At 52.8% G+C, this 11697-nt stretch carries 11 protein-coding genes and 1 pseudogene; 5 read left to right on the top strand and 7 right to left on the bottom strand.

Annotated elements, in window-relative coordinates; all coding sequences use genetic code 11:
- The 3 genes from QMX91_RS13215 to QMX91_RS13205 all read right to left on the bottom strand — a co-directional run.
- Positions 1-404: YqaJ viral recombinase family protein (locus QMX91_RS13215; RefSeq protein ID WP_282412846.1), on the bottom strand; the 404-nt coding region annotated here is incomplete at its 3' end.
- 80 nt (positions 405-484) lie between these two features.
- Positions 485-1453: a DUF932 domain-containing protein gene (locus tag QMX91_RS13210; RefSeq protein WP_282412845.1), complete on the bottom strand. Its 969-nt coding sequence runs from the start codon at positions 1451-1453 to the stop codon at positions 485-487.
- 77 nt (positions 1454-1530) lie between these two features.
- Positions 1531-1860, bottom strand: a complete 330-nt coding sequence (locus QMX91_RS13205; protein ID WP_282412848.1) for a hypothetical protein — start codon at positions 1858-1860, stop codon at positions 1531-1533.
- A 295-nt stretch (positions 1861-2155) separates the two neighbouring features.
- Between QMX91_RS13205 and QMX91_RS13200 the strand changes: the two genes are divergently transcribed.
- Both QMX91_RS13200 and QMX91_RS13195 read left to right on the top strand, forming a co-directional pair.
- Positions 2156-2470 carry an AlpA family transcriptional regulator gene (locus QMX91_RS13200; protein WP_306108790.1) on the top strand — a complete coding sequence of 105 codons (315 nt, stop codon included), beginning with the start codon at positions 2156-2158 and terminating at the stop codon, positions 2468-2470.
- A complete protein-coding gene (locus QMX91_RS13195) occupies positions 2467-3900 on the top strand; it encodes a YfjI family protein (protein ID WP_282412844.1) in 1434 nt (477 codons plus the stop codon). The genes QMX91_RS13200 and QMX91_RS13195 overlap by 4 nt, the downstream gene beginning before the upstream one ends.
- A 78-nt stretch (positions 3901-3978) precedes the next feature.
- On the opposite strand, the gene QMX91_RS13190 is transcribed toward QMX91_RS13195, so the two are convergent.
- Together QMX91_RS13190 and QMX91_RS13185 are read right to left on the bottom strand one after the other, a co-directional pair.
- A complete protein-coding gene (locus tag QMX91_RS13190) occupies positions 3979-4674 on the bottom strand; it encodes a hypothetical protein (RefSeq protein WP_282412843.1) in 696 nt (231 codons plus the stop codon).
- Positions 4675-4732: 58 nt separating this feature from the next.
- Positions 4733-5938 (bottom strand): integrase arm-type DNA-binding domain-containing protein, encoded by a 1206-nt coding sequence (locus QMX91_RS13185; RefSeq protein WP_282412842.1) that lies wholly within the window; start codon positions 5936-5938, stop codon positions 4733-4735.
- Positions 5939-7287: 1349 nt separating this feature from the next.
- On the opposite strand from QMX91_RS13185, the gene QMX91_RS13180 reads away from it, so the two are divergent.
- From QMX91_RS13180 to QMX91_RS13170, 3 genes and pseudogenes are all read left to right on the top strand, one after another.
- Complete coding sequence (locus tag QMX91_RS13180) at positions 7288-7584, top strand: winged helix-turn-helix domain-containing protein (RefSeq protein WP_072405141.1); 297 nt, start codon at positions 7288-7290, stop codon at positions 7582-7584.
- Between the two features lie 55 nt (positions 7585-7639).
- Complete coding sequence (locus QMX91_RS13175) at positions 7640-8650, top strand: NAD(P)-dependent alcohol dehydrogenase (protein ID WP_282412841.1); 1011 nt, start codon at positions 7640-7642, stop codon at positions 8648-8650.
- A 248-nt stretch (positions 8651-8898) separates the two neighbouring features.
- Positions 8899-9872: pseudogene (locus QMX91_RS13170) on the top strand (IS5 family transposase).
- A gap of 231 nt (positions 9873-10103) precedes the next feature.
- On the opposite strand, the gene QMX91_RS13165 reads toward QMX91_RS13170, so the two are convergent.
- Together QMX91_RS13165 and QMX91_RS13160 are read right to left on the bottom strand one after the other, a co-directional pair.
- Positions 10104-10487 carry a VOC family protein gene (locus QMX91_RS13165; protein WP_282412840.1) on the bottom strand — a complete coding sequence of 128 codons (384 nt, stop codon included), beginning with the start codon at positions 10485-10487 and terminating at the stop codon, positions 10104-10106.
- 91 nt (positions 10488-10578) lie between these two features.
- Positions 10579-11697, bottom strand: coding sequence for an S-(hydroxymethyl)glutathione dehydrogenase/class III alcohol dehydrogenase (locus tag QMX91_RS13160; protein ID WP_282412839.1), 1119 nt, complete (start codon positions 11695-11697; stop codon positions 10579-10581).

The raw sequence follows: 11697 nt of genomic DNA, 5'->3' as shown, positions 1-11697 counted from the left end.
TGTACATCGCCGGCGCCGATCACCTCGCGGTCGATGTTGGCCAGCATCCAGGGCAGTTTAGGATCAGGATGCTGCAACACAGCATTGATGCGTCGTACCCGGTGACCACTGCGCCTGGTGTAGTGAGTCGCGACAATCGGTTCCAAGATGTTGCCCCAGTAAGCAGGGCTTTCTTCGTCATTGGGATCGAGCTTAGGCAGTGAGGTATCACGCCCGGTTTTCTCCAGCCACAGTTCCAGCTGGGATTTGTAAGGATTAAGCCCGACGGCCGCGGCGGCATCCGAGCTGCCGATGCCTTGTTTGCGCACGGCCAGCCAGTCTTCACGCGGCAATTGTTTGGTGCCCACCAGGCGCAAGGCTGGACGCGGTTTGGTGCTGAGGTTTTGCAGTGTTTGCGTTTCCATGATGTTTTCCTGTGCGGCATAAAAACGCCCGGCCAGCAGAAGCTGACCAGGCGTTTTAATAGTTCAGTAGGTGAGTGGGGCTAGGCGGCGAGTTGCAGTGCGGCGTTCAGTGCGCGCTCTTTGAGGACTGCTCCATTACCGAACCACGCAGAATCAAGGCGATTCTCAGTACTTCGGGCGCGTCGCTCGTGATCGACGTACTCAGTCACAGCATTGAGCAAACCCCACGCAGTTCCTTGGGCTGACTCCAGCGTCGCTCCACGACCTTGGCCTTCGTACAGCCCTTGCACCTTGCGCAGTGCTCGCTCTTTCGGCAGCACTTCCGGCAGCTTGCTATGGGGGGCTACGTCACACAGCACATTCATAAAGAAGCCCATCGCCTCATGCCACTGCACCTTGCGCTCCGCCAGTGCGCGCATGCGGTACATAAATTCGTCCCACTGGGAGACCGCGATGCCCAGTTGTTTCTTCACGGCCTGCGGATCAAAGCGCGTGTTATGCGGCACCTTGATTGCGCGGGTAGCGCCGTTCAGGGAGATGGTCAGGGTGTTGTTGCAAACTACACGCACGGTGGTCGGGGTCGCGGTGGTGGCCAGCGTACCGTCACAGGAGGTGGCTAGCAGCAGATAGCCATTCACCTGATCGTTACCCTTCAGCACGGTTGTCTGCCCCGTCCTGGCCAGCGCCCAGAACTTGCGGCCACCTTTGAGTATCCCAGCTGTTTCCAACTCGTAGCCGGAGACCTCAGTCAGATCCCGGTAGAACTCCAGGACCTCACGCGGCTGCACAACCTGGTAGCGGTTGGAAACCACCGACAAAGGGGACTTGGTGTCGGAGCGATACAGTACCTTCTGTTCCGGAAAGGAGTGAATCGTGCCCAGGTTGCCGACAGTGTCGGCCTTGAAGTGCACTGGACTTTCTTGAATCTGCCAGTTCATGCCCGCTTCGCGCTGCCAGACTTCGAGTGGTTGCTTTTGCGTCAGGCGGTTACCCAAACCATGCCAAGGGGCAGCGCCAACGTATGCCATTTGTTCGACGAGATGAGCCATGGGAGTGATTCCTTTGGGGGCGTGCCGGCATAAATGCTGCGCTCTCGCAGCACTGGCCGAAAAATGTTGTATGAGGATTAGGCTGGTAGGTTGAAGCGATGATTGCAGGCGAGGCAGAGGTTGTTGGCGAGCACATGACGATCGAGTTTTTCGCCAAGCTGAGCACCGAGGGCGCAGCCGCCTGCACCTCCAGCGAGCCCGCCGAGGATGGCACCAGAAACTGTGCCGAGCGTGATGCCAAGAGGGCCGGCAATAGCGCCGACAGAGGCGCCCACCAGGCCTGCTGCCAGAGCGGCGCTCGCACCACGAGCGGCTCCGCCTACGGTTCCAACAGCTGCGCCAATCTTCATGGCCGTTTGTAAAGATGCGATCTTGGGGGAGTTACACAAAGGACATTGCAATGACATGGTTCTGAGTTCCATGGGGTGGATGTCATGGCAGTGATGTAGGACTAAATTTTTTTTGAATCTGATCCTTCGTGGGCCGGCTATAGCTGCTATTACTGCTACGGAATAGCAGCTATAGCAGCTATAGCTCAGCTTGTGAGGCTTGCCCTGAAGGCTGGCCATTGCTTCTAGATCAATTTTTGTTGCTCGCGTCAAGAGGTCTGCTTGAGTAAAAAATTACATTAAGCAGATGGTCAAATGACCCATGGGGATCGTTATAGATTCACTCATCGATTAGGAACTTGAGGCAAAAACGATGAGCGTAACGGGCATGACAAGCTGTGTTTCTAGGGTGCTGAGGTTGAAGCATGTACAGGAACGAGTTGGACTGGGTAGGTCCACAATTTACGATCGGATGAATCCGAAGTCGCCAAGGTATGACAGTACTTTCCCCAAGCCGATCAAGCTGGGCATCGCTGCGATAGGTTGGATTGAGGCTGAGATTGATGCCTGGATTAAATCAAGGATTACTGCTGGATGGGGGAGCGCTTCAGGCAGAGTTGTGCCTGAGAGCGGGAAATCAGCGGGATGCTACAGCGGCAGTCAAGGGACTGATGAGGTGCAGCAGTGAGTATCGTCCTGAGTGCAGTGAAGCTTCATGAGAGTCTCCCGAGGGTAGGGGCACGCTTTCCGCGCTTTGTTCCTTGTGCCCTGCTAGCAGCTGCAGTTAATGAGGCGGAAAAAAATGTCCAAGCCCCGAGAGCGCTAATATTCTCAGGTGCGTTGACGGCTATTTCACTGGTGTGTCAGGGGCTAATAGATGTTTGCAAACCAACTGGCCAGTGTGTCCCGACATCCTTAATGTTGTTGACAATAGCAGGGTCGGGCGAGCGAAAGTCGACTGCGGAAAATGTTTTTTTAGGTCCAATTCGTGAATTTCAGCGCTTGGAGTATAAAAGATACCAAGAAGCTGTTGTCGAGTGGAATGTTCAGCTAGAAATTTGGAGGGAAAAAAGAAAAGTTATCTTAAAGAAGATAAACAAGAATACAGATAAAGGTATTAATTCCAGCGAGGAAGAGTTGCTTTTTAGTGCGCATGAGAAGTCAAAGCCTTTGGGGCCAAGGCAGTACAAGATGGTTTATGATGATGCGACATCAGAGGCACTGTTCTTTGGCCTGTACAGTAATCTCCCGTCTGCGGGGTTAATATCTAGCGAAGGTGCCGGAATTCTTAATGGTGGAGCACTGAATGATCTTTCTAAGCAGAACTCATTGTGGAGTGGCGACTCTATAACAGTTGATCGCGTTTCTGTTGAAAGTTATCAGGTTACAGATTCTCGCTTAACTATATCCGTTATGCTGCAAGCGTCAGCATTTAAAGAGTATATGGAGCGTCGTGGCGAAAAAAGTCGTGGGTCAGGGTTGTTGGCTAGGTTTTTAGTTTGTCATCCTGAATCGACGCAAGGTACTAGGACAATAGGTGATGACACGTTATCGTGGGAGAGATGTAATGATTTTTCTGCGCGTATTGGCGAATTGCTTATTCTGAATCGAGCATTGTTAGACTCTCCGAAAAAAGAGAGATTAACTGTGCGTTTTTCTCAGGAGGCCGAAGAAAGATGGCGGGATGTATTTAATGAGATAGAAACAGGTATTGTTGAGGGTGGCAGATTTGAGGGCGTCGCGGATCACGCTTCAAAACTGGCCGACAATATCGCTAGGATTGCGGCGTTGTTGCACTTTTTTGACGGCAGGCAGGGGGGGATTTCGTGTGAGGTACTAGATTTTGCTGTTGATTTATGCTGCTGGTACTCAGATCAGTTTTTTCAGATATTTGTTCCTCCACCACAAGAAAGTATTGATGCGGATGATTTGTTGGAGTGGCTGTGTAGTTATTTTGGTAAGAGATATGGCGAGATCAGGAAGAATAAAATTCTTCAGTATGGGCCTGGCAAGTTAAGAAGTAAGCTTCGTCTGGAGCGTGCTTTGGACGTGCTTCGGGAAAGAAGGCTGATTGATATTGTTAGGCATAAAGGAGTTAATTACATTGATTTGATTTGAAGTGTTAAGTAAGGCTCTTTCGCTGTGGTTGGTTACGCGCCGTGTTGATTTTTACGGCGCTAGTGATTGAGGCGTGATTCAGCCTTCTGGTGAATCAAAAGCCTTGGCGACTTCTTTGTTTTCGTGAATAAGGGTTGTCAGTTTGTGTATCAGGTCTTCCATGTTGTTCGGGATAGGGATGTTACTTTCGTTAGCTGTTGTCGATAACTCACTAGCGATGTTGTGTGCTGCATCGTAAGCGTTTCGCCAACCTTTTTTGGGCCTTTTCCTCGAAAGTATTTTTATGACTAACCTCTCAAGTTCTAGCGCATTTTGTGCTTTTTTACGGCCGCCCTTTTGGGCTCGTTCAGTTTTTTTATGGTTTATGGGGTCTGTGAGCCCAGCGTGATAGGCTAAGTAGTGTTTGGCTTCTAGTAAAGCAGCCCAGGCATTGTTTTGTGGTTCGTGTTTTATTAAGTGTTGAGCTATGGCTGTATATATAAAGGAAAGTATTACTGAGCTTTCTTTTTTTATAGACAGATCTTTGCTTAATAATCTTTCTGTGTTGTAGTTCAGTATGGTTTTTTTGGTGATTTGTCCGCTGAGGATGTCCTGTAGGTAGTCATTTATTTCTTCTTTTGCGGTTCGCTCTCCAAATTCGTCATCCATATAGTCGTCAAGCCGGTTTACTAGGATGCTCAAACTTTTTTCTATTCCGTAATTTCCAATGATTGCGGACACCGGGTCTTGGGAAGCGTCCTCGTCAAAATCGTGATTTGGTGAGTTTTCTTTCATGGTCTGCGTTCCGTTTATATGTTATTAGTTTTTGGTCTGAGGTATCGGTCAGTAAGTGCTAGGCTGTAGTTGGAGAGGTTACAAATCTGCTCCACTCATTCATAAGTAAGCGCCTCTTATCGAGAAAGTCCGAGCGAGAGTAGGCCCCTTCAGTCTGGTCTCGCTCATCATGTGCAAGCGCCATTTCGCCAACCTCACGTGGGTAGTGAGTGCATTCACCAGCCCAATCTCGAAAAGAGGATCGAAATCCGTGCCGGGTGATGTGCTCATACCCTATGCCATGCAGGAGCGTTCGTACTGCGTTTGCGTGCATAGCCCTTGTCTTGCCCTGACCAGGGAATAGAAAGGCGCTTCCCTCATCTCGCGGAATGCTCTTCACCAGCTTTACGACCTCTTCGGCAAGCGGAATTACGAAAGCCACTCGCATTTTCATTCGCTCATCTGGCAGTGACCACGTGCCCCCTTCCAAATCAAACTCATCCCAACGAGCGAATCTGACCATGTGGGCGCGTGCGCTGGTCATGATCAGCAGTTGAGCGGCCCAAGATGGCGGTGAGGAGTTTGCCTGGAGCTTGGTCATCAGCGCCGGCACATCCTGCCAGCGCAAAGCTTCAAAGTGCTCACGCTTTCGAGCCTTTTTCTTTTCAGCACGACTCAACAGATTGTCTAAGTGCCCGCGCCAGCGTGCAGGGTTCTCACCCTCTCGTAGATTGCGTGCCTTGGCTGCATCCAGAATCTGTTCAATCTGCCCGCGTACCTCGTCGGCAGTTCTAGTTTTGGTGGCCCAGATGGGTTGCAGCACCTTCAGTACCTGGGTAGTCCCAATCTCTTCGGCTGAAAATTTTCCGATGTGGGCAAACGCATACAGCTCCAGCTTACGCAGCCAGCCTTTACGCCACTTCTCTGACCAAGTGCCCCCATGCGCTTCGCAGTATTCTTTCGCGAGTGTTTCGAACTTCAGCTGTTTCGCCTCGCTGGCGCGCTGTGCTTCGCGTTGAGCAGCGCGCTCGATGTCGCGAGCGGCTAGCGGGTCGACCCCCTCGCTCAATTGGCTACGTTTGGTGCTGGCTTCAAGCCTGGCCTTCTTAAGACTGACTTCAGGATAAGAGCCCAAGCCCATCTCTCTGCGACGGCCTGCCAGTTGGAAGCGAAGGAGCCAGGATTTACGCCCGGTAGGTTTGACAACCAAGCGAAGCCCATCACCATCTTCGTAGGTGCCGGGTTCGGTCAGGTTTTCGACTTGTTTCGGATTCAGCTTACCCATTGAATTTCCCCTGTCGTCCCTTTTGTCCCCCCATGTGAGCGTTGCGTAGCATGACGATCAGTGACGACAGCCTATTTTAACCGTTCGTGATGTAGAGCATAGGTGTTGGCGTTAAGGTCGAAGTCATCCTCTACCACCAAGTCTGCGGCCGGCACTCCTGCTGATCGTGCGGCTCCAATCTGTAGTTTATTTCCAGAGCATCAGAATCACTGCTGCCGTCCTATTCTTGCCGAGCTCTCTGGCAGTTTGCCGCTCCACTCCCTTGCAGGAGTGGGGTGGTGGGTTTCGGTATTAGTATTATTTATATACCCATACATTAGACATGGTTCTCGTCTTGATGGAACTTGCATGTCTCATAGCCGTCATCAACCAATAGGCCCTATCCAGTCATCCCATCAGGCTCATCCCTTCTTGAGGGATGAGCTCAGCCAGAGACTGAACAAGCGCCTAGCAGCAGTTGCTGAGGTCTGCTGCACCGGCAGATCGAACAGTAAAAAATTACAGAATCCACTGAGTTGATGTACCTACTCAGCGGATCATTCCCATGACACACCAACCCAAACGTCACCCTGACAACAGCAATCTTCACCTGCACTACGAGAGCACCTTCCGTGGACTGTCCGTGCTGACGCGTCACGCTCCCTTCATTACTGAATACCTCGAAGGCATTCATGAGACCACTCAGTTAGCGCTGAGAGCTCACCGCCAGGTGTTCGCGGTACGGTTCGACCTACATTTCCCAGATGACGACTCTGTCCCTGCATCAGATAACACTGTCATTTCCAGATTTGTCGATTCGTTGACCTTCAGAATCCAATCGGCACGAGAGCGCTCCAGGCGGTTGAACGGTACTGCTCATCAGACAGACGTCCGCTGGTGCTGGGTCCGGGAGGTCGGGCGAGAGGGTAGACCGCATTACCACTTCGTCCTATTGCTTAACCGGGATGCGTTCAACACGGTGGGATACTTTGACTCAGCACGAGAGAATACATACGGCCGCATTCATGCTGCATGGGCCAGTGCGTTGAGAATGCCTATCGATGATACCAATGGTTTGGTGCATATCCCTGTCAACGCTGAGTACCACCTCACTCGGAATGATCCAGTGGTGATGGACCGGTACTTCCTTCGAGTGAGCTACCTCTGCAAGGCTGCGACCAAGGTGTACGGCAATCGCTGTCGTGTGTTTGGTTGCAGTAGAAGTTGAGTGAGCCAGCGCTGCAGACCAAGGTGCCCATCAGTAGTGTTGTCGGTTTAACAGAAAACTTATTTACCCAGAGTCTGGGACACCCTCACAGTTAATAGATTAATTGTTGATCATTTCGTAAGAAAGCGTAACATTTACGACCATGATCCTCGAACAGCTCAAAGCCCTGGGCAATGACACTCGCATGCAAATGATGGAGTGGCTCAAAGACCCGCTCAGTAATTTTCCACCTCAGGATCATGGCGATCCTGCGATTGGGGTGTGCGTGACCCATTTGCAGCACAAGGCCGGGCTTTCACCTTCTACCGCGTCTGCACACTTAGCTATCTTGCAGCGTGCAGGCTTCGTGCTAACCACCCGCATCGGAAAGTGGACTTACTACCGGCGCAATGAGCAGGCAATTGATGACTTTGCGGCCAGGTTGATCATCGAATTGTAATTTTTAAATATTCATTTCGTTATTTCGCGTAATTAGAAAACATAAGGATCCTCCTATGAGCAGCAAGACTATCTTCGTCCTACCCGGTGGCGGCTATGAAAAGGTTGTGGTTGGCAGCAGCGAAATCCCAGCCGCAGCGCGTGGCGAAATCACCGTACGCCTTCACGCCAACTCGCTCAACTACCACGATTTCGCAGTGGTCAGCGGTATGTGGGGCCCTAGCGAAAAACGCATTCCCATGGCCGATGGTGCAGGTGAAGTCATTGCCGTCGGCCCAGATGTCACTGAATTCAAGGTGGGTGACTCGGTCGTCAGCACCTTCTTCCCGGAGTGGATCGACGGTGCGCCACTGGTTGAAGGCTTTGTTAGCGTGCCAGGGGATGGCATTGACGGCTACGCTCGTGAACAAGTGACGGCCAAAGCCACATCGTTCACCCTCGCACCTACTGGCTACAGCCATGCTGAAGCGTCGACGCTTACCACCGCCGGCCTTACTGCATGGCGCGCGCTGATGGCCGATGACTCACTCAAGCCGGGCGACACCGTGCTCGTCCAAGGCACTGGTGGCGTTTCAATTTTTGCCCTGCAGTTCGCTAAAATGGCCGGTGCTACCGTCATTGCTACCTCTTCAAGCGACGAAAAACTTGAACGTCTGAAAGCGCTAGGCGCTGATCATGTGATCAATTACCGCAAAGACCTTAACTGGGGCGAAACTGCACGCGCTCTAACGGGTGGTCGTGGTGTTGACCACATCATCGAAGTCGGCGGCCCTGCGACACTTGAGCAATCGATGATTGCAATTCGGGTCGCTGGTCACATCTCCGTCATCGGGATATTGAGTGGCGTAAGCGGTGCAATGAATTTTGTACCGGCACTGATCAAGCAAGTGCGTCTGCAGGGTGTATTGGTGGGTAGCCGCAGCCAACAGCAAGACATGATCCGTGCCATCAATGCTAATGGCATGCGCCCCATTATTGATCGTCATTTTCCGTTGAGCCAGATTGTCGAAGCGTTCAAGTATCAGGAAACCAATCAGCATTTCGGCAAAATCTGCCTGGATATCTAAGCGACACATCGTCAGAGGACTCATGCAACGTGTGCCTCTGGCTTTTCAGTCAAGGCTCGTCCTTTCGACAAACGACTCATCGCCCCAGATGTTGAGCCATCCGCAGGATGTCGGCCTCGGTGGCCTGTGGGCTCTTAGGGAAACTTATATGGACGCCTCCCGAAGCTCAATGGGGTAGTCGTGCTGACGTATAGGTAGGAGCAGTCTTATATCCGGCCTGTTTGTGCAGGCCGACAAGCCTACTCGCCCTGATAGAATCTGCTGACGAGACCGAATATGCTGGCAAACGTAAGCAGACCCGCCGCGAGCGCTTCCTGATCGAGATGGGTCAGGTAGAGCCGTGGAAGGGCTTGCTTGCTTTGATCGAACCGCATTATCCAAAGGGCGAAGGGGGCCGTCCGGCGTATCCTTTGATGGCCATGTTGCGGGTTCATCTAATGCAGAACTGGTTCGGCTAAAGCGATCCGGCGATGGAAGAGTTCCTGTATGAAACGACGATTCTGCGCGAGTTCTCTGGGTTGAATCTGGATAGGATTCCCGATGAAACCACGGTCCTCAATTTCCGTCGTTTGTTGGAAAGACATGAGTTGGCGGCGGAATTTTTCAGATCCTCAATAGCTATCTGGGTGATCGTGGCCTGCTGTTGCGTCAGGGCTCGGTGGTCGATGCGACGATCATTCACGCGCCGAGTTCGACCAAGAACAAGGACGGCAGACGCGTTCCCGAAATGCATCAGAAGAAGAAAGGAAATATGTATTTCTTCGGGATGAAAGTGCACGTCGGCTTCGACGCCTAATCAGGCTTGGTACATGGCCTGGTGGGGACTGCGGCGAATGTGGCGGACATGACGCAGGTCGATCAGTTATTACACGGCGAGGAAACTTACATCTGCGGCGATGCGGGTTGCACCGGCGTGGACAAGCGTCTTGAGCATCAGAATCGCAAGATGATCTGGTCGATTGCCGCCCGGCCCAGCAGCTATAAAAAGCAGGCGGAAACGAGTTTGATCGGCCGCCTACGCCGCAAGATCGCACACGCGAAAGCGCAGGTACGGGCCAAGGTTGAGCACCCATTTCGGGTGATCAAGCGCCAGTTTGGCTATACGAAAGTGCGTTTTCGTGGCTTGTCGAAGAACATCGCGCAGCAGACCACGTTGTTCGCGTTGGCGAATCTGTGGATGGTGCGAAAATCGTTGATGAGCATGGGTGAGGTACGCCTGTAATGCGGGCTAATTGCTCTAAAACAGCGCGATTAAAGGAAAGAACCATGAATTAAGGGCAGGGAAGGTCTGTTTTTCGGCCGATATATGTTTTTTAGCCTCAAGCAGTGAGGACCTCAAAAATCGATGCCTACTTCAGAGAGTCCCGGGAGTTTATTTAAGAATGTTTGGAGTTAATTGGTGATTTTTAAATAAAATCAGCGAAGCCAGCCGAGGCTGACCTCGCGTTATCGCTTAGGCCGCTTTGAAGCAGTACGCGGCCAGCTTGTTACCGTCCAAGTCACGGGCGTAGGCAGCATAAGCATTTGGTGCCCAGTCGCGCGTGCCAGGGGCGCCTGCGCAGACGCCACCTGCAGCCAGTGCAGCGGCGTGGAATGCGTCGATTGCGGCGCGGTTCGGGGCCTCGAAGCTGACGGTGACCCCGTTACCGACGGTGGCGGCTTCGCCGTTGGCCGGTTTCAGGACGAAGAAAGAAGGTGCGTTCTCGCCCCAGATTGAACCATTGTCGTCCAGATCGGCAATGCGCTTGTGGCCCAGCTTACCCAGTACGTTGTCGTAAAAATCGCGGGCTTTGTGCAGGTCGTTGGTACCAACTGTGACGTGAGTGAATACGCTCATCTTGGGTTCTCTTGGTTGTTTATGAAGTGGGTGTTGCTCTTGTTGCATCAGGATGGTTTGCACCCTGACAACTAACGTTGGGTCTGCTGACTCAGCGATCGAAGTGAATGACGGTACGGATGCTCTTGCCTTCGTGCATCAGGTCGAAGGCCTTGTTGATATCCTCCAGCCCCATGGTGTGGGTGATAAAAGTGTCCAGTGGGATTTCGCCTTTTTGCGCTTTCTCTACATAGCTGGGTAGCTCGCTGCGACCTTTCACGCCGCCAAAGGCCGAGCCGCGCCATACTCGGCCGGTGACCAGTTGGAATGGACGGGTGTTAATTTCCTGGCCAGCACCGGCGACACCGATAATCACCGACTCGCCCCAACCCTTATGGCAGCACTCCAGGGCCGCGCGCATCAGATTGACGTTGCCAATGCACTCAAAGGAGTAGTCCACGCCACCCTCTGTCAGCTCGACTATTACGTCCTGAATTGGCTTATCGAAATCTTTGGGGTTGATGAAGTCGGTGGCACCCAGCTGTCTGGCTATCTCGAACTTGGCCGGATTGATGTCGATTGCAATGATCCGGCCGGCCTTGGCCATTGTGGCGCCGATGATGGCGGCCAGGCCGATGCCGCCAAGGCCGAAGATGGCCACACTGGCGCCTTCTTCCACCTTGGCAGTGTTGAGCACCGCGCCTATGCCGGTAGTAACACCGCAACCGAGCAGGCAGACCTTTTCCAGCGGTGCCTCCTTTGGAATCTTGGCCAGAGAAATTTCCGGTAGCACGGTGTACTCGGAGAATGTCGAGGTGCCCATGTAGTGGAAGATGGGTTGGCCCTTGTAAGAGAAGCGACTGGTGCCGTCAGGCATCAGGCCTTTGCCCTGAGTGGCACGGATTTTCTGGCAGAGGTTGGTCTTGCCGGACTTGCAGAATTTGCACTCGCCACATTCCGGGGTGTAGAGCGGGATCACGTGATCTCCCACCGCCAATGAGGTGACGCCCGGGCCAACCGCTTCGACTATGCCACCTCCCTCGTGACCGAGGATGACCGGAAAGATACCTTCCGGGTCGGCGCCGGACAGGGTGAAGGCATCGGTATGGCAGACGCCCGTGGCTGTGATGCGTACCAGCACCTCGCCAGCCTGCGGCGGCGCCACATCGACTTCGACAATTTGCAGGGGCTGGTTGGCAGCAAAGGCTACGGCAGCTCGCGATTTGATCAT

Source organism: Pseudomonas sp. PS01299, from assembly GCF_029960145.1.
Taxonomy (GTDB): Bacteria; Pseudomonadota; Gammaproteobacteria; order Pseudomonadales; family Pseudomonadaceae; genus Aquipseudomonas; species Aquipseudomonas putida_A.
Note: the sequence above shows the minus strand (reverse complement) of the source record. Positions and strands in the feature narration are given on the sequence as shown.